Origin of the sequence: Paraburkholderia sp. MM5477-R1, assembly GCF_050436385.1 — a bacterium.
Taxonomy (GTDB): domain Bacteria; phylum Pseudomonadota; class Gammaproteobacteria; order Burkholderiales; family Burkholderiaceae; genus Paraburkholderia; species Paraburkholderia tuberum.
Window position 1 is genome coordinate 451,328 of sequence record NZ_JBNDMC010000005.1, and the last position, 26,941, is coordinate 478,268.

At 63.5% G+C, this 26,941-nt stretch carries 25 protein-coding genes, 6 pseudogenes and 1 riboswitch; of the genes and pseudogenes, 13 read left to right on the forward strand and 18 right to left on the reverse strand.

The features are described from left to right. Positions 1-19: 19 nt before the first annotated feature. Together OKW35_RS14410 and OKW35_RS14415 are read right to left on the reverse strand one after the other, a co-directional pair. Entirely contained in the window at positions 20-877 is an 858-nt protein-coding gene (locus OKW35_RS14410; protein WP_429552377.1) for a hypothetical protein, read from the reverse strand. Positions 878-1,005: 128 nt separating this feature from the next. Then, positions 1,006-1,314 (reverse strand): hypothetical protein, encoded by a 309-nt coding sequence (locus OKW35_RS14415; RefSeq protein ID WP_429552378.1) that lies wholly within the window; start codon positions 1,312-1,314, stop codon positions 1,006-1,008. Positions 1,315-1,390: 76 nt separating this feature from the next. Here OKW35_RS14415 and OKW35_RS14420 point away from each other — a divergent pair, with 76 nt between their 5' ends. The 8 genes from OKW35_RS14420 to OKW35_RS14455 all read left to right on the forward strand — a co-directional run bounded on the left by OKW35_RS14420 (position 1,391) and on the right by OKW35_RS14455 (position 8,232). After that, the gene (locus tag OKW35_RS14420; protein WP_429552379.1) at positions 1,391-1,759 is read left to right on the forward strand and encodes a DUF2946 domain-containing protein; all 369 of its coding nucleotides are present in this window, start codon (positions 1,391-1,393) and stop codon (positions 1,757-1,759) included. 91 nt (positions 1,760-1,850) lie between these two features. Further along, on the forward strand, positions 1,851-4,034 hold the full coding sequence (locus OKW35_RS14425; protein ID WP_429552380.1) for a TonB-dependent receptor: 2,184 nt from the start codon (positions 1,851-1,853) through the stop codon (positions 4,032-4,034). Between the two features lie 25 nt (positions 4,035-4,059). Next, positions 4,060-5,298 carry a sialidase family protein gene (locus OKW35_RS14430; RefSeq protein WP_429353497.1) on the forward strand — a complete coding sequence of 413 codons (1,239 nt, stop codon included), beginning with the start codon at positions 4,060-4,062 and terminating at the stop codon, positions 5,296-5,298. After that, the gene (locus OKW35_RS14435) at positions 5,295-5,768 is read left to right on the forward strand and encodes a TlpA family protein disulfide reductase (protein WP_429552381.1); all 474 of its coding nucleotides are present in this window, start codon (positions 5,295-5,297) and stop codon (positions 5,766-5,768) included. The genes OKW35_RS14430 and OKW35_RS14435 overlap by 4 nt, the downstream gene beginning before the upstream one ends. Positions 5,769-5,797: 29 nt before the next feature. Beyond that, positions 5,798-6,526: a TonB family protein gene (locus OKW35_RS14440; protein WP_429552782.1), complete on the forward strand. Its 729-nt coding sequence runs from the start codon at positions 5,798-5,800 to the stop codon at positions 6,524-6,526. A 31-nt stretch (positions 6,527-6,557) separates the two neighbouring features. Further along, positions 6,558-7,277 carry a MotA/TolQ/ExbB proton channel family protein gene (locus tag OKW35_RS14445; protein WP_429552382.1) on the forward strand — a complete coding sequence of 240 codons (720 nt, stop codon included), beginning with the start codon at positions 6,558-6,560 and terminating at the stop codon, positions 7,275-7,277. A 21-nt stretch (positions 7,278-7,298) separates the two neighbouring features. Continuing rightward, positions 7,299-7,718: an ExbD/TolR family protein gene (locus OKW35_RS14450; protein WP_429552383.1), complete on the forward strand. Its 420-nt coding sequence runs from the start codon at positions 7,299-7,301 to the stop codon at positions 7,716-7,718. A gap of 118 nt (positions 7,719-7,836) precedes the next feature. Further along, positions 7,837-8,232, forward strand: coding sequence for a copper chaperone PCu(A)C (locus OKW35_RS14455; RefSeq protein ID WP_429552384.1), 396 nt, complete (start codon positions 7,837-7,839; stop codon positions 8,230-8,232). Positions 8,233-8,471: 239 nt separating this feature from the next. Here the strand turns inward: OKW35_RS14455 and OKW35_RS14460 are convergent. The 6 genes and pseudogenes from OKW35_RS14460 to OKW35_RS14485 form a co-directional block, all read right to left on the reverse strand. Then, positions 8,472-9,516 (reverse strand): annotated as a pseudogene (locus OKW35_RS14460) (transposase); the annotation flags it as partial. A 56-nt stretch (positions 9,517-9,572) separates the two neighbouring features. Continuing rightward, a pseudogene (locus OKW35_RS14465) lies at positions 9,573-10,305 on the reverse strand (IS6 family transposase). A gap of 141 nt (positions 10,306-10,446) precedes the next feature. Further along, positions 10,447-11,505, reverse strand: a complete 1,059-nt coding sequence (locus OKW35_RS14470) for a FecCD family ABC transporter permease (RefSeq protein ID WP_429552783.1) — start codon at positions 11,503-11,505, stop codon at positions 10,447-10,449. After that, positions 11,502-12,509 (reverse strand): ABC transporter substrate-binding protein, encoded by a 1,008-nt coding sequence (locus OKW35_RS14475; RefSeq protein ID WP_429552385.1) that lies wholly within the window; start codon positions 12,507-12,509, stop codon positions 11,502-11,504. Before OKW35_RS14475 ends, OKW35_RS14470 begins: the two co-directional genes overlap by 4 nt. After that, entirely contained in the window at positions 12,506-13,315 is an 810-nt protein-coding gene (locus OKW35_RS14480; protein WP_429552386.1) for an ABC transporter ATP-binding protein, read from the reverse strand. The genes OKW35_RS14475 and OKW35_RS14480 overlap by 4 nt, the downstream gene beginning before the upstream one ends. Before the next feature lie 20 nt (positions 13,316-13,335). Beyond that, positions 13,336-15,482, reverse strand: a pseudogene (locus OKW35_RS14485) (TonB-dependent receptor). Between the two features lie 313 nt (positions 15,483-15,795). Continuing rightward, positions 15,796-15,940: riboswitch (adenosylcobalamin (AdoCbl) riboswitch) on the reverse strand. Between the two features lie 218 nt (positions 15,941-16,158). Between OKW35_RS14485 and OKW35_RS14490 the strand changes: the two are divergent. The 5 genes from OKW35_RS14490 to OKW35_RS14510 all read left to right on the forward strand — a co-directional run bounded on the left by OKW35_RS14490 (position 16,159) and on the right by OKW35_RS14510 (position 18,868). Then, the gene (locus OKW35_RS14490) at positions 16,159-16,659 is read left to right on the forward strand and encodes an SET domain-containing protein (RefSeq protein ID WP_429552387.1); all 501 of its coding nucleotides are present in this window, start codon (positions 16,159-16,161) and stop codon (positions 16,657-16,659) included. Beyond that, the gene (locus tag OKW35_RS14495) at positions 16,656-17,558 is read left to right on the forward strand and encodes a PIG-L deacetylase family protein (protein WP_429552388.1); all 903 of its coding nucleotides are present in this window, start codon (positions 16,656-16,658) and stop codon (positions 17,556-17,558) included. Before OKW35_RS14490 ends, OKW35_RS14495 begins: the two co-directional genes overlap by 4 nt. A 41-nt stretch (positions 17,559-17,599) precedes the next feature. Beyond that, complete coding sequence (locus OKW35_RS14500; protein WP_429353485.1) at positions 17,600-18,127, forward strand: Fur family transcriptional regulator; 528 nt, start codon at positions 17,600-17,602, stop codon at positions 18,125-18,127. A gap of 118 nt (positions 18,128-18,245) precedes the next feature. Beyond that, a complete protein-coding gene (locus OKW35_RS14505) occupies positions 18,246-18,470 on the forward strand; it encodes a hypothetical protein (RefSeq protein WP_429552389.1) in 225 nt (74 codons plus the stop codon). 62 nt (positions 18,471-18,532) lie between these two features. After that, a complete protein-coding gene (locus OKW35_RS14510; RefSeq protein WP_429552390.1) occupies positions 18,533-18,868 on the forward strand; it encodes a phosphoribosyl-AMP cyclohydrolase in 336 nt (111 codons plus the stop codon). Positions 18,869-19,042: 174 nt separating this feature from the next. Here OKW35_RS14510 and OKW35_RS14515 read toward each other — a convergent pair. The 10 genes and pseudogenes from OKW35_RS14515 to OKW35_RS14560 all read right to left on the reverse strand — a co-directional run. Then, positions 19,043-20,377 (reverse strand): annotated as a pseudogene (locus OKW35_RS14515) (dihydroorotase); the annotation flags it as partial. Next, on the reverse strand, positions 20,371-20,943 hold the full coding sequence (locus tag OKW35_RS14520; protein WP_093633851.1) for a 6-pyruvoyl trahydropterin synthase family protein: 573 nt from the start codon (positions 20,941-20,943) through the stop codon (positions 20,371-20,373). The gene OKW35_RS14520 and the pseudogene OKW35_RS14515, both read right to left, overlap by 7 nt. A gap of 16 nt (positions 20,944-20,959) precedes the next feature. Beyond that, positions 20,960-21,520, reverse strand: a complete 561-nt coding sequence (locus tag OKW35_RS14525; protein WP_429552391.1) for a carbonate dehydratase — start codon at positions 21,518-21,520, stop codon at positions 20,960-20,962. Continuing rightward, complete coding sequence (gene cysS, locus OKW35_RS14530; protein WP_429552392.1) at positions 21,517-22,929, reverse strand: cysteine--tRNA ligase; 1,413 nt, start codon at positions 22,927-22,929, stop codon at positions 21,517-21,519. Before cysS ends, OKW35_RS14525 begins: the two co-directional genes overlap by 4 nt. Continuing rightward, positions 22,926-24,146, reverse strand: a complete 1,221-nt coding sequence (locus OKW35_RS14535) for a CobW family GTP-binding protein (protein ID WP_429552393.1) — start codon at positions 24,144-24,146, stop codon at positions 22,926-22,928. Before OKW35_RS14535 ends, cysS begins: the two co-directional genes overlap by 4 nt. 134 nt (positions 24,147-24,280) lie before the next feature. Beyond that, complete coding sequence (gene zigA / locus OKW35_RS14540; RefSeq protein WP_429552394.1) at positions 24,281-25,501, reverse strand: zinc metallochaperone GTPase ZigA; 1,221 nt, start codon at positions 25,499-25,501, stop codon at positions 24,281-24,283. 31 nt (positions 25,502-25,532) lie between these two features. After that, positions 25,533-25,613 (reverse strand): annotated as a pseudogene (locus OKW35_RS14545) (hypothetical protein); the annotation flags it as partial. A 73-nt stretch (positions 25,614-25,686) separates the two neighbouring features. Continuing rightward, positions 25,687-26,010 (reverse strand): annotated as a pseudogene (locus tag OKW35_RS14550) (DUF1826 domain-containing protein); the annotation flags it as partial. Next, positions 25,923-26,195, reverse strand: coding sequence for a hypothetical protein (locus OKW35_RS14555; protein ID WP_429552808.1), 273 nt, complete (start codon positions 26,193-26,195; stop codon positions 25,923-25,925). The pseudogene OKW35_RS14550 and the gene OKW35_RS14555, both read right to left, overlap by 88 nt. A gap of 248 nt (positions 26,196-26,443) precedes the next feature. After that, positions 26,444-26,893, reverse strand: coding sequence for a transcriptional repressor (locus tag OKW35_RS14560; RefSeq protein WP_429552784.1), 450 nt, complete (start codon positions 26,891-26,893; stop codon positions 26,444-26,446). Between the last annotated feature and the right edge of the window lie 48 nt (positions 26,894-26,941).

Genomic DNA, 26,941 nt, shown 5'->3' on the forward strand with positions numbered 1-26,941 from the left:
ACGCGCTGCACATCACACATTAGATTTTCTGGACCTGAAGCACCAGCACGATCTCAGAGCGGGACCTCGACCTGTTGTGCCCATCCAGAAACCACGGCAGAAAGCGCTGCCCATCATTGGCCGTCGAGGTCTGATCTTGAATCAGCCCACCGAGCACGATGACCTCGCCGTCTTTCATGTCGGCCACCGTCCGAAGCGACCATATGGCCAGGTTCACGGCCGGAACGCTCAGCTTGAACGCATTCGCATCCGAATCCGTCGAACCGGAGCCAACGCCGACGGTCCCGCCGAATGCCTTCACCGCGATAGAAAACCCGGAGTTGGCCGAATCGGTACCGTCCACCTCATACGCCCGCCCGCGTACTACCCCCTCCCCCGTCGCCGTATACAGTTCCGCCAGAACCTTGCGAGCACGCTGCAACTCGTCAGCGGAGTCGGACAGCACTAGCTGATCCGTGGACTGATCGATCTGCCCGGCCGCCGACGCGGCAGGAACCGGAACAGAGACCTTCTCACCGACCGGCGCAGCCAACGGCTTGTCCGAGGTCATGCGAGCCGACAGCAGCGCCTGCAACAGCCGCGCAAGGTAATCGGCACGCCGATGCCTGTGCATGTACACCAGCGTCCGCACGTTGCGCTTCTCCGGTGCGTCCTTCGCCTTGCTCACGAACGACACACCATCACGCACATCGACGCGACACCCGAGCGACGCAAGGAACTGCGCCGCGAACTGCCGTATGTCGCCCTGATCGCGGTCAAACCGGAACGACACCGGGCGGTCATCCGTCAACACAGCCGGGTCCACGACATACGGAGCATCAAGCAGTTCGGCGTAGATCAAGTCAATCACCTGCGCGACCGGCACGAAACGCAACACGGATGGTAAGTGGCTCAAATTCGGCCTACCACAGTCATCTGAGTGCGCCGCCGATAGATAACCGCTTCATGAATTAATGGGGACGCTCGAGTGACACAGCGCGGGATTTGCTTACTGCGTCAACGTCATCAAAAAAAGTCTTCCGCCATCGGGGTGGGCACCATCGCCTTGATTTCGCGAAATACGGCTTTGGCTACCTCGCTGGTCGATCGGGATCCCTCGTCCTCATTGACGCCGCCCCCTGACGAACTTGAAGTTTGCGTGAATGGTGGAACAGTACCGAACAAAGACCTGGTTGCAAACTCGCTCACGATTCCGTTCATCGCCTCGTTCTCGTCGGTGAGCTGCGGAGCGCACGCACCAACAATATGCTCGGTTTCCGCCGCCAAATCGTTCAGGCTGGCAATTAGGTGTTCTGGTTGCGCGAGGCGCTTCACTCTATCCCGGACGGCCCCGCTGCACACGAAACCTAAAGATGCTAAAGTCGCACCGCAAAAAATTTATGTAAACCGGATGAATTCGCACGCACACCGTCGACTGACTGCCTGGCTCGGCATGATCGCCATATGGCTGATCGTGCTGGTGCCTGTCGCCAGCCAGTTGCTCGTTGCGGCCAGAAACGCTGAACCCGTCGCCGCAATGTGTACGGTGAGTACGCCGTCCGCCGAAACGCGGCCCGCTCATGGCAATGGAATGATCGCCTGCGGCTATTGCGATCTGTTGGCGGATCACGCCGCCTTGCCGACCATTGACCCGCCGCTGCCGGTTCTCGTCATGCTCGTGACGCTGGTTGCGCTGCCCGTTCTATCCACCCGCTTCACGCCTCCCGGCGGTTTTCCGTCCGGAAGACCACGCGCACCACCCGTCTTTTCCCGATCGTAATTCCCGGCCCACGCGACGCCCGACCGGCACGTCGTGGGCGCATCGAGCCACCATGCGGCGCGACCAGTCACGACTCGAGAAAACACAACAAATGAAGCGCCCTCTGCTCGCCACTTCGGTGGCGTTGATGTTGCCTGCCCAGCTGGCTTTCGCCGACAGTTCGGGCACACCCGTCGAACTGCCGCAGATCGTCGTCAGCGCCAGCCGCGACGAGGCAACCCTCGCGGAAATGCCCCAGAGCACGACCATCATCACCCGGCAGCAAATCGACAACAGCCCCGCGCAATCGCTTGACCAGTTGCTGCGCAACGTCCCCGGCGTCAACCTCAGTAGCGTCCCCACGGCCTCCAAAGATCCAACCGGGCAGTCGCTCGGCATGCGAGGACTCGGCAACTCGACCGTGCTCGTCCTGCTGGACGGCGTGCCGATCATGGACCCGTTCTATGGAACCGTGCAGTGGTTCAAGGTGCCGCTCGACAATATCGAACGCATCGAGATCGTGCGCGGCGGCTCGGTCGTGTGGGGCAATATGGCCGTCGGCGGCGTGATCAATATCATTACCCCGAAACCGACGGACAACCGCACGACGGTGTCGGCAAGTTACGGCAGTTTCGGCACGAAGAACGTATCGCTGAACCAGAACCTCAAGGTCAACGACGCACTGGCTTTCCACTTTTTCGTCAGCCAGTCCGACTCGCCGGGCTATCAGCTGACACCGTCGTCGTACCTCTGGCGCTATCCGGACAAGGGGCCGATCTGGACCCGCCAGACTAATGCCCAGTTGACGGCTTATCTGCATCCTTCGGCTGACCTGCAGGGTTACCTGCGTTTCGGCTACCACGTCAACAACGAAGAGATCTCGTATCAGTACGGCCAGAACAAGCAGACCAGCCCGGATTTCGCGGCAAGCCTCACCAAGACGCTCGACAAGCAAAGCTCGCTGACCGCGACCGCCTGGGCCCAGGAAGTGTCGTTTGACAAGCACAACGGAGCGACCTGTTACTGGAAAACCACGGGCGGCTGCCTGTCGTTGTCCTCCACGCTTACTGGCTTGCCGGCCTCGGCGGCGGACGACCCCATCGACCAGTACTACACCCAGTACGGTGACCAGAGCTACCACGAGAGCGGGTTTTCGACGACGTATTCGAGAACGATCGGCAAGATATGGCGGGATGTCCAGGTCGGGGTCGATTATCGGCGCCTGAGCGCGTCCGACAGCGAGTCGATCTACAACGCACCTACCGTTTATGGCCTGCCGACAGGGTCATTGGCGGCGTCAGTGTCCGGCAGTGGCGTGCAGAACTACGGCGGCCTGTTCCTGCAAACCCGGATCGCCCCGATTGACTCGCTCCTCATCACACTCGCCGGGCGGCTGGATCATTTCTCCAGCAGTATCACGTCCACGGAGGGTGACAATCCGCAACTCGGCGGCGGCACCACGGAAACGCGCTTCGATCCGAGTATTTCGGCACGCTACTTCGTCACCGACGACCTGTCGCTGCGCGCATCGGTGAACCAGACGTTTCGCGGCCCCGGTCTGAACAACACCTTGCGCTCCTACGGCAGCGCAGCGTCGACGCCGTCGATCGCAGATCCTTCGCTCGTTCCGCAGGACATGCTGGAGCGGGAGATCGGCCTCGACTACGAGCGCGGCGGCCTGGATCTGAGCGCGACCTACTTCCTCTACTCGATCCGCAACACGATCCTGTCGACGACCAGCCCCGCATCGGGCGCGCCGTCCGCTTACCAGCAGCAGTTGTGCGAAGACTTCCTCGCGGGCTCATCGAGCACATCCTGCAACTTCTACAGCAATGCGGGCAACGAGCGATCCCAGGGCGTTGAGCTGATCGGTTCGTACAAGGTCTCGCCTTGGCTGAGCTTCAACGGATCGTTCACGTTTACCGACGCCGTCCTCACCAGCACGTCGACGAACACGCCGACTGGCGTCCAGATTGCCGGAATTCCGAAACTGGTCGGCAACTTCGGCGTCACCTGGAGTCCGCTCCGCAACCTCACCCTCCAGGCTCAGGCGCATTACATCGGGCGGATGAACTACTACAGTTCGGTGACGGCCGGCACGCATTCGCAAGGCTCGAACACGGTCTTCGACATCGGCTGCCGCTATCAGATCACGCCTGCCATCGATCTGACGCTGGCCGTAAACAATCTGTTCAATCGCACCTATACGGACAGCACCTGGACGTATAACCAGCCGTACACGCAGACGCTGTCGCCTCCCCGTATGGCCTTCGTCGGCATGCGGGCCGCGTTCTGACCACACGCATAGCACGGAGAACACGATGTTTCTGCCACCAATCTTCCGGACCTTCATCGCGACGGCTGTCGCGCTCACGCTCGCACTGCTGCTGGCGAGCCGCGCCGACGCGCAGACGATGCCCGGCATGTCCATGATGCATCACATGGCGGCCCGCCCCTGCGAGTCGGCGCAGCCGCTCGGGTGTGCCGATGCGGCGACCCCGGCGTTGGCACCGGACGGCACGGTGCTGCTGACCTGGACGCAGAACCAGCAGGTCTGGTTCGCCCGCTCGAAAGATCTTGGGCAGAGCTGGACACTGCCCCTCCGAGTCGGCGATGTCAGCTCGGGCTTCGACGGCGGCGGCGACGCGCGGCCGCAACTGGTCGCCGACGCGGCGGGGCACGTGCTGATCGCGTACGACACCTTCAAGGACCAGCATTGGAACGCGCAGATCTGGCTCGCCTCATCGTCCGACGGCGGCGCGCATTTCGACGCGCCACGCGCGTTCGAGCCGGCGGCCGTGAGCCAGCGGATGCCGGTGCTCGATGTGGCGGCATCCGGCAAGATCCTGATGGTCTGGCAGGACAAGCGGCTGAGCGGGCCGCAAAAGCTTCCTGGCGCTTCCATCGCGTACGCGTGGTCCGACGACGGCGGCAGAACGTTTTCGCAGTCGGCCCTCGCGGCGGATGTCAGCTGCGAGTGCTGCCGCATCGGCGTGACGAACGGTCCCGACGGGGCGCCAATTCTGGCGTTCCGGACCATATTCCCCGGCGAGGTGCGCGACCATGTGGTCCTTCGTTTCCTGCCTTCTGGACTCCCAGGCAAGCCGCAGCGGGTATCGGTCGATGACTGGGTGACCGACGCTTGTCCGCATCAGGGACCGTCGATCGCGGTCTCGGGAAACGGGACGATACACGTCGTCTGGTACACCCAGGGCAAGGCGCGCCAGGGCTTGTTCTACGCAAGGTCGAACGGCGACGGATCGGCCTTCGGCGATCCGCAGCGTCTCGGCAAGCCGGACGACGTCACCTCGCGCCCGCTCGTGTTCGCGCACGGCGATCAGGTATGGCGAGTCTGGAAGGCATTCGATGGCCACGCTTCGCAGGTGCTGATCCAGCATTCGCGCAACAATGGCCGCGACTGGAGCGCGCCGTCCGTCATCGACAGCGCCGTGGGCCGCTCGGACCATCCGCTGCTGATCGGCAACAAGGATCATGTCTTCCTGTCGTGGCTCAGCAACGAGCACGGCTATCAACTCATCGAACTGAAGGACCTGCAATGAAGCGCCGTCAAGTCCTGCTCGCGCTGTTGTGCCTGTCGATCTGCAAATTCGCGGGAGCCACTGAGCTGCAGTGGTATGACGCGGACAGCTGGAACGCGCTGAAGCATGCGCATGCGTCGCGCCCCTGGATCGTCCATCTGTGGGGAATGAGCTGCGATCCGTGCCGCAAGGAAATGCCGGCCTGGGGCCGATTCGTGCATGACCATCCGGGAACCCAGGTCACGTTCATCGAAGTCGAGCAGGCCGCGCCGCCCGAGGTAGAGTCGGCGCTCGCTCAGGCCGGGCTCGCCGGCAGCGATCAGTGGCTAAGCGCGGACGGTTTCGACGCCGCCCAACGCTATGCGATCGATCGTCACTGGGGCGGGGAAATCCCATTTACAATGCTCGTTTCGCCGGCTGGCAAGTTGCAGACCATCACGGGAGCGGTGGACTTTCGCCGGCTTGCCGCCTGGGCTGGAACACGAAAGTGAACTCCGCATCGCAAGACGCGCTTCCTTCAATGGCGCCCAGCGCGCGTTATCGCGTGGCCTGTGCAACGGTCATTGTCGCGGCGCTGCATCTGGCGCTTGCGGCGTTCTTTCTGACGAAGCGCGAGCGAATCCCTGTCGTCGCACCGCAATCCCATGTGATCACCGCTGAGCTGCTGCAGTCGGCACCGGTTGCCCCCGCCACGCCGATTCAGTCGATGCCCGCCGTTGCGCCGAAGCCAGTGCCAGTCGTCACGCGTGTGAAACCGGAGAAACGAAGCGAACCGAAACCGGGTCCCGCCCCGGCCCCTGTATCGGCCACGCCGGTTCCACCGCACCAGCAGGTGCAAATTCAGACACCCGCCGCTTCGCCACTGTCGCCGGTGGCATCGGCGACAGCATCGGCGACAGCATCGGCGCCGTCGGTGGCGCCGGCATCCGCGACGCCGTCGACAGGCAAACCCGTGATGGCGCTGAGCACCCCCAGGAATGTGTCGCACCTCGACTGCCGGATCGTCGCCCCCGACTACCCGACCCGCTCGAAGCGACTCGGTGAAACCGGCACAGCATACGTTCGTTTCGTGGTCGGCCTCACCGGGCAGATCGAAGACATTGAACTGAAGAAGAGCAGTGGCTTCGACCGCCTCGACGCCGCCGCGCTCGATGCGATGCGCGCGAGCGCGTGCAAACCCTACCTGGAGAACGGCGTGCCTGTGCGCGCGGCCTATACCCAGCCCTTCGATTTCGCTTTAGGTGATTGAAGCCAACAGACCGTTGGCAAAAGGAGTTGCAATGCAAAGCTATGGAATTGCCCATGTGTGGGCACAAGGCGATCTCGTGACGCGCGCCATCGCGCTCGCGCTCCTGATCATGTCGATCCTTTCATGGAGCGTGATCGCCGTAAAAACATGGAATGTCGTCGCCCTGAAGCGACTGACAAGGAGCGCCGAACAATCGTTCTGGTATTCGGGCGACTTCGACGAAGGTATCGGGAAACTTGACGGCGACACGCGCGGCGACAATCCGTTCCTCACGCTGGCGCGCTCGGGCCAGGAAGCTGCGAGACATCATCGCCAGACGCAGCAGCAGTTGCGCGACCGCATGGACGTCTCGGACTGGATAACGCGCTGTCTCAAGGACAGCATGGACGATTCGGTTGCGAAAATGCAGAGCGGTCTCGCCGTCCTCGCCTCGATCGGCAGCACTGCCCAGTTCGTTGGCCTGTTCGGCACGGTATGGGGCATCTATCACGCGCTTCTGACCATCGGCGAGACAGGCCAGACCTCCATTGGCGCGGTCGCCGGACCGGTCGGAGAAGCGCTGATCATGACGGCATTCGGACTTTTCGTCGCCATTCCAGCGGTACTCGGCTATAACGCGCTCACGCGCGCAAACCGGAGCATCGTGACCCGGTTGAACCGGTTTGCGCATAGTCTGCATGCATTCTTCGTGACAGGCGAACGACTATCGCCGGCAAAGGGCGGCTTGCGTGTGGCCGCGCAGGGACAATGACAACGTAGACAGAGGTTTGCAATGGCAACGAATCCCTTTACCAACGATGAAGACGATGGCTTGATGAGTGAAATCAACATGACGCCGCTAGTCGACGTCATGCTGGTTCTGCTGATCGTGTTCATGGTGACGATACCCGTGATTCGTCATGCCGTGAGAATCGATCTGCCTCGTGCGGGCAGTCAGACGGAAGACACGAAACCCGCCCACGTTGATGTCTCGATCGAGGCGGACGGCACGGTGTTGTGGAACGGTACGCGCGTCGACGAAAACGCATTGCGTGGGAAGATCGCGATGGCTGCGCAGGCTCAGCCGCAGCCGGAACTGCATCTGCGCGCGGATCGCCGGGTCGCGTATGAAAAGGTCGCCCAGCTCATGTCGGCGGCCCAGCTTGGTGGGCTCACGAAGATCGGCTTCGTGACTGTTCCGGCGACACCATGAAATCTCGCGTGCGTCGGCGACAATGGATGTTGCCCTGATTCCCTCTCAAGTCCCAAACAGGAGATAAACCATGCACCGCATTCTTCGCCCGATCGCGATTGCCCTGCCTCTTTCCGCGATGTCGCTCGCCGCAGCGGCTGCACCCGACGCCATGATGGTCTCGGATTGCTGGATTCGCTCGATGCCCGGCGATGTGCCGTCGGGTTGCTATTTCAAGCTGATGAACATGAGCGACAAGCCTGTCGAACTCACGGGCGTCTCCACGGACGCCTTTGGAAAGTCGATGCTGCATGAGACGCAGACCAGCGGAAGCACATCGAAGATGATCATGGTGAATAAGGTCACTGTACCCGCCAACGGGACGCTTGCATTCGCGCCGGGCGGCTATCACGTCATGTTCGAAAAGGCCAGGAAGCCACTTGCGGTCGGCTCGACAATTCCCGTGACATTTGCGTTCAACAACGGCGAGAAAATTCAGGCGCAGAGCGCTGTGAAAAACGCGGCAGGACAATGAGCACATCAGCAGCCTGGTGGCGAGTTGGCCGCCAGACGTGGGCGCCAGGCGCAAACCCATGCCGGTTTTAGCGCTGGCACTCGATCTCAGTTCTGGCCTGGATTGGGCGGCCGGTTATCCTCAGACTGTGTTGAAAAAGTCCTGTTTTGGTCGGAGACGCCGCAGTTGGCGGCATGTTTTCGAGTGGTGGCGATCGGCGAAGCGGCAAACTTGAACGAGGCAACGGTCCCCGTTGCTCGTCATGCAACTGCCTGGTTCATCTGCTTGCTTCCTGGCATGAACCGCTTGGCCATTCTTCGCAGGTTTTTGCGCAGTCGCTGCCATCAGGAATTCGTCGTGGGCGCCACGTGGACCCCGCAGTCGCAGACGGTCCAGCTTCAAAATGCGTTTAAGATGGGCAAAGAGCATTCCCACCTTCTTTCGCTCACGGCAAGATCGCTTGTATTCAGGCGTCTTCGCAATACGCCTCGCTTCGTCACGCGCAGCTCCATGGATGCTGCGGACGATCTTGCGGAATGGTGTATCCGGACAGCAGCTATCCTTCATCGAACAGCTTTCGCAGTCGAACTGGCTTGCCCGATAGATGATCGTGTCAGCCTTCGTGACGCGTGAGCGCGGATTTCTGGACTTGCACCGATCACTGCGTAGTGCGTGACCGGTGGGACAGCGATATTCATTGGCCAGTTCATCCCATTGGAACTCGCTGCTGGACAATGTATTGTCCTTGCGCGTCGTTTTGTCCCAGACGGGAACATGTGCTGCAATTTCCTTCTCGTCGATCATCCAGGCAAGCATAGCTGCCGAGCCATACGCGGTGTCGCCTGCAAGACGTCGAGGTTTGAGATCATGCCGCCGCTCAACGCGGTCAATCATCGTCCTGGTTGATTCCACTTCGTGCGAGCGGTTCGCGGGCGTCGCCTCGACGTCAACGATGATTCCTGCCTGCAGGTCAATCAGATAATTGGTCGAGTAGGCGAAGAACGCTGGACTACCCTTGGCGGCTGTCCAGCTCGCAGCAGGATCAGTCAGGGATATCTTCTTTGGAGGTGTCGATGTCTCTGCCTCCTCGACCGCGTCTGTGCCGGCCGGATTCGCTTCCTCCAATGCTTTTAGATATTCCCGTACTGCACGGCTTTGGCCCTTGACGCAACCCCAGTTGATGGACTCAGTACCTGGGACACCGCGTGCAGGGCTTGCATCGGCCCTGATGATGCTTGCGTCAATCGCGAAACCTTCGCCCTTTGCGAGACCTTCGGACATGCAGCGACCCAGCACCGACTCGAACGGCGTTGTCACATTAAAGTGTTCGCGTCGCAGTAGTGCGATGAACGGAGCTTTTCTCAAAAAGCGGACGGATTTTGGCTAAGCTCGGTGAAACGATGCCGTGCGGCAAAGCGATCGCCGAGTTGTTTGCGGTGGAGCGAGGCACGTAGTAGGTGTCGCTTCAGTGCGAAGTGCTGCCGGATCGGTCCAAAATTCGACAGGAATGCTTGCGTGCGTTCAGGATCGCGGAAACCACGCATGCGGCGCTCGCGTTCTCGCGTGGGTTGATGACTATTTTCGGCCAGGGTGTTCACTCGGGCGCTGGCTTTGACGAAAACGTGCTTCACGTTTGCCAGTTCAGGGATCTCGGCCTTCGCCGCCGGATAGCTGCGCAACTGGTCAGTGACAATCTTGCGCGGCACCTCAGGACAAGCCGCCGGGACACATTTGAAGAATCGTTTCGCCGCAGCTTTGTCGCGCCGCTTCTGCGGCAGGATATCAAGTTCGGCGCCATGCTGATCGACTGCCCGCCAAAGTAGATAAGGCTCACCGCGTAGCGTCACAAACACCTCATCCAGATGTCACGGTGCCGGGCTTGCGACGAGCAGCCTTGACGCGATGCGAGAAGCCAGCGCTGAATTTGTCGCACCAGCGCCGCACTGTTTCATAGCTGACGATTACGCCGCGCTCGAACAGCAACTCTTCAATGTCGCGCAGGCTCAATTGAAACCGAAAATACCAGCGAACGGCGCAACTGATAACGGCGCCCGGGAATCGATGGCGATGGTACAGCGACATGATTGTCTTCATCGCATCACTCTACCAGCCCGACCAGTTACCGTGACAACGCCCCCCGCAGACGTCTTCAGGGCGGGGCTGGACGGTTGCCTGTAGGCTGGCCGGCTGCGAGGTAACCAGCGGTTCCACACTGGCGACATCGGCGAACGGGAGCTACGCCCGTTCGCCCCGTATCAGCCACACAAGGCACGCACCGCCAAAGAGCGAAGTAACGACGCCGATGGGCAGATCGTCGGGCGCGGCGAGCATGCGCGCGGCCACGTCCGACCAGACCAGCAGCACCGCGCCGAAGAGCGCCGACGCGGGCAACAGCCGAGCGTGGCCGGCACCGAGCAGCCGTCGGCACACATGCGGCGCAACCAGCCCGACGAATCCAATTGCACCGCTCACCGCGACCATCGCGGCCGTGACGAGTGAACTCACGACGAACACTTCGCGACGCACCCGCGCGACATCCACGCCGAGCGTTGCGGCGGCGACATCGCCACTCATCAGCGCGTCGAGCTCACGCCGGCGTGCGGCCAGCAGCACCATGCCGCCGCCGGCGAACGCGGCTGGCGCGCCCAGCAGGTCCCATCGCGCCAGTCCAAGACCACCCAGCATCCAGAACAGTATCGACGACGCGGCGCGCTGGTCGCCGAGATAGAGCAGCAGGTTCGCCAGCGCCATCATCACGAACGAGACGGAGATACCCGACAACAGCAGGCGTTGCGAATCGAGCCGGCCGGCGCGCGCACCCAGCGCGACGGCGAGCGCCATCGCCGCGAGCGCGCCGGCGAACGCGGTGGCCGGCAGCGTCAGCGGGCCGAACACGGCGCCGAGCCACAGCGTTGCGGTCACCGCGCCGAGCGTCGCGCCCGAACTCACGCCGAGCAGATGCGGATCGGCCAGCCGGTTAGCCGTGGCAGCCTGCAGTGCCACGCCGACCACCGCAAGCGCCGCGCCGACGACCACACCGAGCAATACGCGCGGCAGTCGGATCATCCAGACGATCGCATCCTGCGCGTCAGCCGTCACGGCTCCGGCTACATCGCCCGACAGATGATGGAGGAGAATGCGGACGGTCATGCCCGGCGAAACCGGCACCGGTCCGAGCCCTGTTGCGACCATGATCGACCCGGCGAGCACCAGACCCAGCAAGGTGAAGGGAATGAGCGCGCCACGACGTGTTCGCAACGCCGGCCTGCCGCTCGCTAGCGTATCCATGCTCAGCGCGCCTCCCCGGTAACGGCACCGGCCAGTGCGCCGAACAGCTCCGGATGCAGCCCCCGCGCGAGGGTCTCGACGGCCCCGGCGTTACGCACGCCCGGCGTCGCCGCATCGTAAGGCACGACGATGAAACGGCGTGAGCGCACTGCGTCGACTTTTGCGAGCACCGGATTGCCGGTGAGAAAGCGGATTTTCTGTGTGGCGGTCACGGCGCCATAGTCGACGATGACGATGGCCTGCGGATTGCGTGCGACGACGCTCTCCCAGTTGACCTGCGTCCAGCTCTGCTGAACGTCGTCCATCACATTGCGACCGCCTGCCGCGTCGATCAGGGCGGTCGGCATCGCCAGCGCCCCGGCCGTAAACGGCTTGTCCTCGCCGCTGTCGTAGACGAACACGCGCGGGCGCACCGGGTCCGGTCCCAAGGCACGCGACACCGTCGCGATACGCGCCTGCATCGACGCGACAACGCTCGCCGCACGCGCGTCTACATTGAAGATCGCGCCGAGGTTGCGCAGGTCGCGATAAACGTCGTCGAGCGACGCCGCCGGCATCGGCATGACGTGCGCGCAGGACTCCGTGAGCTCGTAAGACGCGATGCCGAAGCGTCCAAGCGCCTCAGGCGTGACGGGACCGCCGACGCGCATGCCATAGTTCCAGCCGGCCAGATAGAAATCCGCACCGGCGCCGACGAGCGTCTCGATGGACGGATAGCGGCGCGCCAGTTCCGGGATCCCCGCAAGGCGTACGCGCAGAGACGGATCGTCCGTCTTCCAGCCGCCGATTCCCGTGAACCCCGCCATCCGTGTCCTGAGCCCCAGTGCAAGCATCATCTCCGTCAGGTTCGAATCGTTGCTGACCGCCCTGGCCGGCGCACGCGCGAACGTCACATCGCGGTTGCAGCTGCGCACGGTAACCGGATAATGGCCAGCCTGTGCATACGATGCGGCTGCGCAGAGAATGGTGGCCGCCGTTGCGCGCCAGAGGGAAGGTTTCATTTTCGTCATGTCCCGGACTCCGGTCCTGTAATCAGCGTGATGCGCGGACGTCCCGTCACCGGGTGCCGGTCGACAAGCGCATCGACGCCATACACCGTCTTCAGCAAGGGCTCGGTTAGTACCGCCTGCGGCGTGCCGCACGCGACGATCTCACCCGAGGCAATCACGTACAGCCGGTCGCAGAACGCAGCGGCGAGATTCAGGTCATGAATCGTGGCCAGCGTGGTGATCCGCTGCCGCCGCACGAGGCCGAGCAGTTCGATCTGATGCCGCGGATCGAGATGATTGGTCGGCTCGTCGAGCATCAGCACACGCGGCTGCTGCACCAGTGCACGGGCCAGCAGCGCGCGTTGCCGTTCGCCGCCCGACAGCGAAGCGAACGGCCGCTGCCGGTGCGCATCGAGTTCGACATCGTGCAGCGCGGCGTCGACGAGCGCGGTGTCCACGGCGGTGTCGCGGTCGAGCAGCCCCTTGTGCGGCGTACGGCCCATCGCGACGACCTCTTCCACCGTCAGGCCGAAGTCGTCGGGCGGGTCCTGCTGTACCACCGCGATGCGTTGCGCCGCCCAGCGCCCGGACTTGACCCAGACGTCGTCGCCGTCCAGCCTGACGGCGCCGCTGTGCGGCCTTGCGTAACGGAACGCACACCGCAGCAGGCTCGTCTTGCCGCTGCCGTTGGGTCCGATCAGGCCGACGAATTCGCCCGGCTGCACTTCGAGCACGATCCGCCGCAGCAGGCTCTCGCCGTCGTCCGGGCGTCTCGCATCCCGCGACGGCGGCGACCAGCCTAGTCCTTCGATATGCAGTGAGGTCATGGCTTTGCCGATCAATGAGGCTAGAAAGTCATCGTCGCGGTGACCCACCCCGAGCGCGGCGCGCCGAGCAGCCATTCGGTGCCGTCGTTCTGCGTGGAGACCGCATAGGTCCGGTTGGTCAGGTTGCGCAGATAGAGCGCGAGCGTCAGGTTGCGCGTTGCGCGCCACGATGCGGACGCATCGACCAGTGTGTACGACGGAATCGACACGCTGTTCGCGTTGTCGCCGAAGCGCCGTCCGACATACTGCACCCCGGCTCCCGCGCGCCAGCCAGGCGCGAACGCCCAGTCGAGCCACACGTTCGCGGTCTGCTCGGGGATGTTGTAGGGCACGTTGCCCGCGCGCGACACGCTCTGACCATCGACCGCCTCGTCGAAATCGTCGTACCGCGCGCGCAGCAGCGCCGCATTCGCCTCGACCGACCAGCCGCCGCCCAGCCGCAGCGCGCCCGACCATTCGACGCCGCGCGACGACTGCCGGCCGACCTGCTCGCTCAGATCCGGGTTCAGCGGATCGGTGCTCACGAGGTTACGTTTCACGATCTGGTACACCGCGAAGGTCCAGGAGCCGCGGCCGCCGAGCACTTCCTGCTTGACACCCGCCTCCCACTGCTGACCGGTCGACAGCGTGAACTGACTGTTCGATTGCGACAGCGTGATCAGCGAACTGACACCGTCGGTGCCGGTGGTGTACTGTCCATACACGGACAGCGTCGGCGTAAGCGCGAACACAAGGCCCGTGCGCCATCCGGTATGGGCGAACGTCCTGTCGAACGACGCCGCCGCAGTCGTGGCAGTCGCGAACGTGTCGCGATGGAAGTCGATATGGTCGTAACGCAGGCCACTCACCCACGCGAGCCGGTCGGTCAGCTCGAACCGGTCCTCTGCAAAAAGGGACGCCTGATGCGTGACGGTGCGAAACGCGGGCACGGTCGAATCGGGACTGTCGAACACGCCCGGATCGAAACCGGATGCCGGCACGATCGACGAGCCGCCGTATGGTGAATTGCTTGTATCGACAAACGAGATCACATTGAAGTCCGCGCCGACGACCAGCCGGTTCTGATGGCCCCATGCATGCCCGTCGATCGTCGTGTCGAGCTGGTCACCGATCTGCCGCTGATGATGGAGGATCTCGATGTAATCGCTGCGCAACACATCGCCATCCGGTTGCAGGGCGTAGCTCTCGCTATCGTGCCAATGGCGGTTTGTCAGCAAATAATAGAGCTGGTTGCGCACCGTGATGCCAGGCATGGCGTGCCACTTCGCGTTCAGCCGCGTCCACTGGTCGTAATAGGAGATCGCGGAATCGGCGACGTTGTAGTTCTGGTACCGGAACGCCGGATTGAGCGCACCGTCGAGCACCGGAATCCCGAAATAGCGTGCCGGCTTCTGGCGCCCGTAGTCGTAGTCGAGTGTGAATGACAAGGTCGGATCGACGTCGAGGCGCAATGCGCCACCGAGCGCCGTGGTATGCGAATCGCCGCGCGGTACCCAGCCGTTCGAGCGGTCATCGCTCACGTAAAAGCGGTATGACAGCATGGGCCCGAGCGCGCCCGTCGTATCGAGCGCCACGCGCTTCTCGCCATAGGCGCCCGCGCCGAGCTGGACCGTGGTCGCGTAGTCGCGCTGCGGCGCCTTTGGCACGACGTTGATCACGCCGCCGATGCCACCCTCGCCATAGAGCACCGACGCCGGACCGCGCAGCACCTCAATCCGGTCGACCGACCACGTATCGAACGGAAAGGTCACCGTGCCTGCGCCAGGATACATGCGCGTGCCGTCATAGAGCGTCGTGATCGACTCCGGCCCGCTGAAGCCGCGCACCGACACCGAAGTGCCGCCATTGCCGGGTGCCGCGCGTCGGTGGCAAAGCCGGCCGCACGCGTAATGGCCTCGTTGACCGTGGTGTCGCCGCGCACCTGAATCTGCTCACCGGTGAGCGTCTCGACGCTCGCCGGCGTATCGAGGCTCGACAGTCCAAGCCGGCTGCCGGTACGGATCGGCGTGCTCAGGTCCGGTGTATCCGTATGGCCCGATGCCTGGACCTTAACAGCCGGCAGCGTCTGTGCCGGCTCCTGCGCAGATTGCCTGCTCTCTGCCGCCGGGCCGCTGCCGTCATCAGCAAACGCGGATGACGCGCCGATCAGCCACGCGCAGCCGAGCATCCCCGCTGTGAGCTGACGTCTGCGGCGTCGCTGCGCTCGCGACGGCGAAAGGATCGAGGTTTTCTTCATTGTCCTGCTCTCTTTTCTTTTTTCTCTGGCGCTACCGTATCCGGTGCGCCTGTTTTTTATGCGCTCGACACACGTGCCGATCCACCGTGTCATCGACGCAGTGAAACACCCGCACGATTGCCGGAAACACGAACCAGGCATGCCGTGCTGACCGGCGACACTTACCGGGTCAACACAGACGACCGGAGAAAAAGAGGAAGCAACGGGCAGCCGATGCCCGGTGGACACTGAGGATGCAGGTCATGACGGTTCTCCTGGGGTTTCGCGCCCCATGACAGGTGAAGGAAGACAAGGCCCAGGTCTGACTCCCGGTTTCAGGAAACCGGTCACAGTGGCGCGACCGCGCTGGATTTGCACCAGCTTCCGGGCTTTGCGTGCGCAATTCTAATCGATCGCACACTCAATTCCCCCGCGCCCCGGCCTGGCTACCGCATGCCTGCACGTGCAGGCTGCCCGCTTTATGTCGGGGTCATCGCGCCAGCGGTCGGATCGCCCGCGATTCCGGCAGAACGATACCTAACCCGCATCGTAAACGCAACATAGTTGCGATAATTAGAAAAGGGAACGCTATACTTGAGTCTGCTTCACCGCATACATTCCTGCATTCATGCCCCGCCTGATCCAGATCCGACGCAGTCCCATCCATGGCAAGGGTGTCTTTGCCCTTGCCGACATTCCGCGCGGCTTGCGCATCATCGAATACAGGGGGGCGCGCATTACCCACGCGGCAGCACGACGCCAGCATCCCGTCAACGCCGAAGACCCGTTCCACACCTTTCTGTTTGCGCTGAGTGACGGACGCTACTGCATTGATGCGGGCACCGGCGGGAACGCCGCCCGCTGGATCAATCATCGTTGCGCACCGAACTGCGAGGCGGTTGAAGACTACGACCGCCAGGGGATCCTGCGCGTGTACCTCCATGCGAAACGCCTGATCCGCGCAGGCGAGGAACTGAGCTTCGACTACAGCCTTCAGTTCGATCATCCCGCCACTGAGGAAGACCGTCGCAACTACCTGTGCCGCTGCCGCTCATGGAACTGCCGCCGTACGATGCTGGCGACGGTTGAGGTGGACGGCATCGCCACGCCCCGGAAACTTTGTCGATGAACAGGAGCGCAAACCGGGACCCTACACGACGGCAGGTCATCACGTCGTACGTCGATACGTTCGCCGCACTGCTGCGCGAGCCGATAACACTTCCGGACATCTCACAGAGCACAGCGACGCCGAGGAGCGTGGACCGCACGCGGCCGCTTGCGCTGATTGTTTCGCCCCACCCCGATGATGAATGCCTGACCGGCGGACTTGCGCTCAGACTGCAGCAGGAAGCAGGCTTTGAGGTACTGAACATCGCCGCTACACTAGGCAGTAATCCGGGCCGCCGCAGTGAACGATGGAACGAGCTGTGCCATGCCTGTACCCGGCTTGATTTTGCGCTGCTCGATCCAGCCTTCGACGGTCGCCAGCCGGTCACGCCGGCGCGACGCCGCGCCGACCCGGCAGGCTGGGCCCGTGACGTCGATCGCCTCGCCGCGCTGTTCGACGACTACCGGCCCCGCGTGGTCTTCTGCCCGCATGAGCGCGATGGCTCTGCGACGCACATCGGTGTCCACCGGCTCGTGCATGACGCCCTTCAGCACCATGCCCACGCCGTCTGGCTTGCGCAGACAGAATTCTGGGGTACCCTGGAGCAGCCCAACACACTCGTCGAACTCGACAGCTCAAGCGTCGTGACCATCATCGAGGCGCTGACCTTCCACCGTGGTGAAATTGCCCGCAACCCCTATCACCTGCGCCTGATGTCATGGCTCGCGGACAGCGTGCGACGCGGTGGCGAGGCTGTGTTCGGTGCCGGAATGCAACCGCCGTCCTTCGCCTTCGGCGCGTTGTACCGGCTCGAGCGCTGGGCGGGCGGCCGGCAGACGGCAGTCGGGCGTCCGATGGCCATCGCTGCGGAGGATGGCCTGCAACCGCTGTTCGACCAGGGCATGCCGCCAGGTCCATGACGACGACCATACGACACGCGTGGCCTTGCCCGCGCGGGACGATGTATCATTCCATTATTGGACAGTTGCATCCACGGTCATCCATGCCTACCCGCCACTCTCCGCGCAAACATCCACCACACGCTCCTACCGACTGGCCATCGCGCCTGCGCGAGGCGGGGCTGCGCTCCACTGCGCTTACCGTTGCCGTGCTCGAACGCCTGGAGGGCGCCGATCAGCCCCGTTCGCATGAAGAACTCGCCCGCGATCTGGGCGCCGCTACAGGTGCGGGAAAAGTGGATCGCGTGACCCTCTACCGGATCCTCGACCGGCTGACTGCCGTTGGCCTGCTCACCCGAATCCAGGGATCTGACCGCGCCTGGCGCCATGCAATCGCAAAGCACGAGACCTCCACTGGTTATTTCGAGTGCGATCATTGCCACAACATTTCTGCGCTTCCGGAAGATCCGGAACTGGCCGGTGTGCTCGCCCGGATCGAGCGCAAGCTTAGCCGCCGCGGCGTTCATAGCACGAACTCTGCCGTCACGATTCACGGTACCTGCCACGACTGCTCGACCCACGGCGTGTGAGCACGCAGGATCATTGCACCTGATTTGGCGGGTCCGAAAGCAGGTTGTTAACGCCACTTTGTTGCATTAATAACCAACCCTGTTACCATGGGATTTTCTGCTGGCGTCCGCCGTACCCATGACTTCGCCGATTCCCCAGAGCTTCGATGACTGGCAGCACTGCATTGAGCACGAGTGCGGCATCACGCTGACACCGGCGTTCATCCAGGCACGGCTGGCCGTACTCGGCGACCCCGACAATGCCGGGACGCAGCGGTTTTCGCGGCTCTACGGCGAAGTGCACCTGCAACGGGTACTGGACTGGTTTGCTGCCGCGCTGGAAAACACGCCACTTCGGGCATGACGCATCGGGTGTGAACCAGGGTCCCTCGCCTGCTGACCGCCCCCCAGGAGAATCTTCCCATCATGACTGCCTCGCTCCAATTCGCTCCTCGCACAACCGTCGCCGAAGTCGAGGAAGGTCGCTCGTTCTCGCCCAGATTTGGCCCTGATGGACTGATTCCCTGCGTCGTCAGTGATGCGGGCCGGGACGACGTCCTGATGGTCGGCTACATGAACCGGGAAGCCCTTGCGCGGACGATCGAGACCGGTATCGCCCACTACTGGAGCCGCAGCCGCCAGACGCTCTGGTCCAAGGGTGCGACGAGCGGACCGACCCAGCGCGTAGTCGAGATGCGCATCGACGACGACCAGGACGCGCTGTGGATCCGCGTCGAGGTGGCGGGCAGCGGCGCGAGTTGACACGTCGGTTATCGCAGCTGTTTTTACCGCGCGGTCGACCTGCCCAAGCAACCTTGCGGTTCACGGCAGGTGCGAAGACGTTTGACCCCGTCGCCGTGTACGGCGACGCGCCCAATCCCACGCAGCTCTGATAGCTTCCGGGCGTCGTGCCGGCGTGATCGCCATCGCCCTGTCGAAGCGGACCGGCTGTCCCACCGGGCATCCCTGCACGGCGTCATCGCGCATCACCACATGGCCACGAATGATTGTGGCGACCGGCCACCCCGTCACCCGCATGCCATCGTAGGGCGTCCAGCCACAGACGCTTGCAATCCGGCGGTTCGTGATTTCGCGCCTTGCCTTGAGATCGACGAGCGTCAGGTCGGCGTCGTAGCCCACGGTGATGCATCCCTTTTCCGCTATCCCGAACACCCGCGCCGGACCCGCGCTCGTTAGTTCCACCAGACGCTGCAGCGACAGCCGTCCCTCGCTGACGTGATCGAGCATGACCGGCAATAACGTCTGCACGCCCGGCATGCCGCTGGGTGACTGCGGGTACGGGCGGCCCTTCTCTTCCAGCGTATGCGGAGCGTGATCACTGCCCCAGCGTGTCCACGCGCCCCTCCCGAAGCGCGCGCCACAGCGCCTCCAGGTGCCGGGCCTCACGGACCGGCGGGTTCATCTGCGCAAGCGTGCCCAACCGCTCATAACATTCGGGCGCACACAGGGTCAGGTGGTGCGGCAGTACCTCGACTGTCACCCGGCTGCGGTGCGACGCCAGCAACGCGATTTCTTCCGCCGTCGAAACGTGCAGGATATGCAGCGGCCGTCCTGTTTTGCGCGCCATGCCGACGATCCTGCGCGTCGCATTGAGCGCGCTATCCACGTCACGCCAGCGTGGATGGTCGCGCACGTCGCCCGATGCTTCTGCGATTGACCGGCGCTCGCGCAGTCTCGCCTCGTCCTCCGCATGCACGGCCACCCGCCGCCGGCCGTGCTCGAGGATGCGCCGTAGTACAACGTCGTCATCCGCGAGCAGATCGCCGAACGAGCTGCCCATAAAAACCTTGATGCCGGCGCAGCCCGGCAACGCTTCCAGGTAGCCCAGCTCACCAGCGTTGACGGACGAGCCACCGATGTAGAACGCGATATCACACCACGCGCGTCCTGACGCTGCCGCGAGCTTCCTTCGAGGTCGTCGCGGCGCAGCGTCAACGGACTGGTGTTGGGCATCTCGAAAACGGCCGTCACGCCACCGAGCACCGCGCCTCGCGTGCCCGCTTCGAGATTCTCCTTGTGCTCGAGGCCCGGTTCGCGGAAATGGACCTGTGAGTCGATCACGCCAGGCAGCACGTGCAGGCCGTGTGCATCCACGACCTGGTCAGCGCTTCAGCCGCCCGCGTCGATCGAAACGATCCGGCCGTCAACGCAGGCAATGTCCGCCTGCTCACTTCCTTCCAATCTGACCACGGTACCGCCGCGCACGAGCAGGTCGGCATGACGGCTGGCGGCGCCCTTCGACGTCAGCATGCCGGTGCGCACGCCACAGCGCTGGTCAGTTCATCCAGGATACCGGTCGTCGCCTCCCGGCGCACGGCATCCGAGAATCCGATCAGGGCGGGACTGACCAGCCCCATGCGCGGATTGTAGGCATCGCGCCGGAAGCACTGTGCGTAGCCGGTCGCCGTCTCATGCACGATCACCGACTGGACCCTGACATCCGCCTCGCCGTTACGCATCGGCATCGCACGCATCACCACATCGACCAGCACGAAGAACACGCGCGAGAGCTGCTCCGCGCTGGGCGACACCGGCAGGGCAATCCAGCGCTGCGAATGGCTGCGGCACATCTCCATGTACGCCGGGTCGTCGCAGTTCCAGAACACGAGCGTATGGTCGAACGCGTCCACGATCTCCCGGACCTCCCCCTTGAGGAGGCCGAAGTCATAAACCATCTGGCCGTGATCGAGCGCATCGGCCTCGAGAATGATCTCCACGCGATAGGAATGGCCGTGGATCGACCATGCACAACGATGCGATGACGCATGCCGCACGACATGCGCACCTTCAAACGAAAACAGCTTGCGGATCAACATCAGTCACCCCCTACGGTCACAATTCGTTCGCGATGCGGCGGTATCCCTGAACGAGCCTCACATTGGTCTGGGCGACGTCCTCGGAGAACTCCGACGCACTGGCGGTCACCTTCGGGATCGTCGACAGGTCCGTGCCCGGCCCGATGCGCTGCGTCGACGGCACGTAAAAGCCTGCGGGCAGATCGCATCCGTCCACCACCGCGTTGTGACGGACCACACAGCGCTCGCCGACCGTGCAGTTGAAGAGCACGCTGTTGAAGCCGATGAACACGCGATCGCCGACCTCGCACGGACCATGCACGATGGCGCGGTGCGCGATCGACGTATGGCGGCCGATCGCGACCGCAGCGCCCGACTTCGAATGGATCACAACGCCATCCTGGATGTTCGAATGCGCGCCGATATGGATCGGCTCGATGCCGCCCTGCGCATCCGTCTCGTCGGCACGGATCACCGCGTACGGGCCGATGAATACATTCTCGCCGACGATGACCCGTCCACACAGGATGGCGGTCGGATCAACAAACGCGCTTTCGTGGACCACAGGCAGGTCCCCACGTGGATTTTTGCGGATCATGCCAGGACTCCGTGACTTCGATGCCAGACTGTCCCTTCCAGCGTGTCCTCGATCTGGATACCGGCGCGCAGCAGTTCGTCACGCAGCGCATCGGCCTCCCCAAACGCCTGCTGCCAGCGTGCCTCGCCGCGGCGGGCCACGATTGATTCCACCCACGCGTCGTCCGTGACGGATGTCGCGTCGATACGGCCGCGCAGTGCGACCAGTGCCTGAGCAGGATCCTGCTGCAACAGGCCGAGCAGTTGTGCGGACGCCAGCAGGCGCGCCTTCGCCCATTGCTGCGACGGTCCCTGGGAAGCCTGCTCAAGATCCTCCAGCAGCCGATACAGACGGGCGAGCGCGCGCGGTACGTTCAGGTCGTTCGAGAGGGCCGCCTCCACCTCGTTGTCGGGTCGGGTCCCCAGATGCGGAAGTCCCGACACGGCTTCGAGCGCCATATAGGCCCGCTGCAGTGTCCGGCATGCCACCTGTAGCCGCTGCACGCTCCAGTCGAGCGGATGACGGTAGTGGGTCGAAAGCAGCGCCAGCCTGACCGCCTCGCCGGGCGCGTGCGCGAGCAGATCGCGCACCAGCAGCACGTTGCCGAGCGACTTCGACATCTTCTGCCCGTCCACGGTGACGAAGCTGTTATGTACCCACATCCGGCAGTACGGCTCACCATCGTGCGCGCAGACGCCCTGCGCGATCTCGTTCTCGTGATGCAGGAAGATCAGGTCCTGGCCGCCACCGTGGACGTCGATGGTACGTCCCAGATGTCGCCCGATCATCGCTGAACATTCGATGTGCCATCCCGGGCGGCCGCGCCCCCATGGGCTGTCCCAGCCAGAGATGTCGTCGGTCGAAGGTTTCCAGAGCACGAAGTCGAGCGGATCGCGCTTGTATGGCGCCACTTCCACCCGCGCCCCGGCAATCATGTCCTGGGTGCGGCGCCCCGACAGCCGGCCGTATGCCGGAAAGGATGGCACGTGGAACAGTACGTGTCCTTGCGCAACATACGCGTGATTCCGCTCGATCAGGGCACCGATGAGTTCGACGATGTCCGGGATATGCTCCGTCACCCGCGGTTCGATATCCGGTGGAAGGACGCCGAGCGACTGCATGTCCTGGTGGTATGCGTCGATATACCGCGACGTGACGTCACCGATCGGCACGCCCTCGCGGCGCGCCATTTCATTGATCCGGTCGTCGACATCGGTGAGGTTGCGCGCATAGAGCACGATCCGGTAACGTCGGCGCAGCAGACGGACGAGCACGTCAAACACGACGGCTGGCCGTGCGTTGCCGATGTGCGCGTAGTTGTACACGGTGGGACCGCACACGTACAGCGTGACCGCATCCGGCACGCCCGTCTGCAGCGGCTCCCTGCGGCGGGTCAGCGTGTTGTAGAGCGCAATGGGAGGCATCGTCATCCGGAATGCGCCTCCTGCGCACGGATCGCGCGCACGTCGCTGAACAGCCGGAAAGTGGATTCGACCGTTTCACGTTCGACCCCGCGGGTAATGAACACAATCCGCGAGCGGCGATCGTCACCCGGCCATGCATCGAGCGGCACTGGCGGATGGAACACGTGCTGCACGCCGTGAATGACGATCGGCCTGTCCTCGCCTTCCACGTTCAGGATACCCTTGATGCGCAACATCGACGGGCCCATCAGCGACAGCAGCACGTCGAGCCAGTCGGTCAGCACCTGTTCCGGAATGGGGTCGTCGACCGTGAAGCAGAACGCGCGGATCTGGTCGTCGTGACGGTTGACGTCGTGCAAATGGTCACGATGGTCGTCGTGGCCGTGATGCGCCTGCGCCTCTCCATGGTCATGCTCCTCACCGGCATGACCATCATGCGCATGATGATGAACGTGTCCTTGCGCGTCGCCATGCCGATGCGCATGCTGTTCGTCATGGTCATGATCGTCGCCGTGACCCGCTTCTCCATGATGATGGCCGTGGTCGTCGGAACGATACTGCTCCTCGGCGAGCCAACGTTCGACGTCCGCGATCTTGCCGTCCGCCCTGAACAGGCCCAGCTCCAGTATCCGGCTCGCTGCCAGTTCGCCGTGACTGACGCGGATGACGCCAGCGGCCGGATTGATTGCATGCAGCCGGCCGGCGAGCCGTTCCAGCGCATCCACGTCCGCAAGATCCGTCTTCGTCACCAGCAGCCTGTCTGCCATCGCCGCCTGCTTGACCGCCTCGACGTGCGCGTCGAGTGTTGCTTCGCCGTTGCGGGCATCGATCGTCGCGACCAGTCCATCCAGCCGGTAGCGGTCCTTCAAGTCGCGGTGCGTCGCAAGCGTATGCACGATCGGCGCAGGATCGGCCAGTCCTGTCGTCTCGATCAAGACCCTGTTGAACTGCCGTTGGCCTTCGCGCGCGAACCGCCAGTGAATGTCCTTGAGCGTGCGGACCAGATCGCCGCGGATCGTGCAGCACAGGCAACCGCTGCTCATCTCCACCACGATATCCTCGCGGCTGTGGGCGACCAGCATGTGGTCGAGCCCGATTTCGCCGAACTCGTTGATGAGCACCAGCGCATCCGCCAATTCCGGCTGCTGCACCAGCCGGTTCAGTACCGTCGTCTTGCCGCTGCCGAGAAAACCCGTCAGCAGGGTTACCGGAATCAGGTCCATTGCGCCCTCACCGTGTCGTTTGTCCAGCTTTCCGAAAGCCAGCGGTGGTGCCGGCTTACCGGCACGGGACCCGCGCCCGCGTCGTGGCGGGCGTTGCCCGCCACGCTGCGAACGGTGTGTCGCCGCGCGCGGGCTCATGCCGCGCCTTCTTCCTCGGGCACCCGGCCGCCCCACGCCGGGAACGGATCGTCATACTGCGTCCACGCCTGCGGGCCTTCCGCCATTTCCGCATCGGCGAGCAGGCAGACATCCAGGCGTTGGCGCAGTGCCGGCTCGTCCATGTCGACACCGATCAGCACCAGTTCCTGGCGTGCATCGCCGACATTCGGCTCCCAGCTACGGTTGATGAATTCGAGCGATTCCGGATCGGTCGGCCAGTGCGACTTCGGCACTGCAGCCCACCAGAGGCCCGCCATGCCGTGGCGACACACGGCGCCCGCCTGCGACCACGAACCGGCGTGGCTCGGACGGCTCGCGAGCCAGAAGAACCCCTTCGAGCGCACGATGCCCGGCCATTCGCTGTTCACGAGATCCCAGAAACGCTTCGGATGCATCGGGCGGCGCGCGCGCCACACGAAGCTGCGGATGCCATACTCCTCGGTTTCGGGCGTGTGTTCGCCGCGCAGTTCCTGCAACCAGCCCGGCGCCTTCGAGGCCTCCTCGAAATCGAAGAGCTTCGTGTCCAGTACACGATCGAGCGGCACGCGACCGAATTCGGAGATTTCGGTCCGGGCCCGGGGATTCAGGCTGTGCAGGATCGCCATCAGGCGCTCGCGGTCCGCTTTGTCGATCAAATCGACCTTGTTAAGCACGATGACGTCGCAGAACTCGATCTGCTCGATCAGCAGGTCGACCACCGTGCGGTTGTCTTCATCGCCAAGCGATTCGCCGCGCGACTGCAGGCTGTCCTGCGAGCTGTAATCGCGCAGGAAGTTGAACGCATCGACGACCGTCACCATCGTGTCGAGCCGTGCGACGTCGGCGAGGCTTTGACCGCTTTCGTCCGCGAACGTGAACGTTTCCGCGACGGGCAGCGGCTCGGAGATGCCGGTCGATTCGATCACGAGCTGATCGAAGCGGCCCGCCTTCGCCAGGCGGTTGACCTCCAGCAGCAGGTCCTCCCGCAGCGTGCAGCAGATGCAACCGTTGCTCATTTCGACGAGCTTCTCGTCGGTGCGGGAGAGCTGCGCGCCACCGTCGCGCACCAGCGCCGCGTCGATGTTCACCTCGCTCATGTCGTTGACGATGACGGCCACGCGCCGCCCCTCGCGGTTGTTCAGGATGTGGTTCAGCAGTGTGGTCTTGCCCGCGCCGAGAAAGCCTGAAAGGACCGTGACCGGCAGTCGTGCATCCATGGAATGACTCCTTGTGTGTATCGGGGGATATTCAGGGGAGATCGATGGCGACCATCACGCGCACGCCCGTGCCGGGCGACATTGCCGGCGAGCGATGAATCGCCCCCTGCGGGCCAGAACCTGGCCAGCGTCCTGCCCTTCAGTAGTGCAATGGCCCGCGTGGGAATACATTGGAGCCCCGCTTCGTCGCGAATGAGGCCGGACGATTCATCCGGGAGGCCGCCGCTACCCGGCCCGACCCGGGTGCGATCGGCGTACCGGACGTCGAGATACTGCGTGCCAGGTCCACGGTAGGTGCAAAGCAGGCGCGCCTGAACGTTGTCCACATGAAACCGCGGACACATTCTCCGTGTCATGACATCGACACGAATCCTGGCGAACCGGGTGTCCATCACCTTGCAGAAGACCCCTGCGAGCAGATTCAGGTCGGAAACGAATCTTTCGCGGCCAGGCAACGGCGGCAACGCGGCGCGAATCTGGCCGTCAGTTGCTCCCCCTGCGCTGTCCATTGGGAACCCGTAATTCCGGACGCGGCGATCGCCTCAACATATCTGAGGGGCGCGGACTCGTCGGAGCGCAGTACAAACGCGAGGGCCTGGCCGGGATCCCGGATCGTGGAGAGTTCACGGACAAGCGTGCGCACCATCGCCGCGGGTTCCACAGCCGGATTTTCCGCTGTCGTCGATTTGTTCATGTCGATCGGGCCGCCTCGATTATCGCAACATAGTTGCAATATACCAGTTAAAGCAACCTTGTTGCATCAGACCGACAGTCGGCGAGCGACTCCTCGCCGATAGCACCTGTCACCCTGCGCGACGCGGCGCGGTCACCCCGCAGAGGGCACGGATGCTGGACGTACAACAGGACCTCGCAGAGCGTCGATCCTGCGGGGCTGCACCGCCATTCCTTGCGAAGACGGGGGCGGTGCAATCCGCAGACACGCTAAGAAGGACAGGTGCCGCAGACGACCCGTAACTCGACACACTCGCCATCCAGCCTGAAGCCAGCCGCCGTGATCCGCGACTCCAGTTGCGCGCTCATGCCCGCTTCCTGGACTTCCAACACCCTGCCGCAACGCGTGCAGACGGCCAGCGCATAACGTCCCTCGTGCGAGACATGACGACAGGCGACATATCCGTTCACACTATCGAGCCGGTGGGCGAGTCCCTGCCCGATCAGGAAATCCAGCGTCCGATAGACCGTTGTCGGAGTAGGACTGCGGCGAACCTCCCGCATCCGCTCCAGCAGTTCATAGGCCGTGAAGAACCGGTCCTGCTGCAGAAGCAGCCTCAGCACGAGGGCACGCACGGGCGTGAACCGCACGCCCCGCGTTTCGCAGAACGAGCGGGCCCGTGCAAGCCGCACTTCGATCTCGGCCGCATCCGCCTGCATCACGCTCACGATCGACCTCTCCTGAAACGCACGCTGCTGCATCCCGGC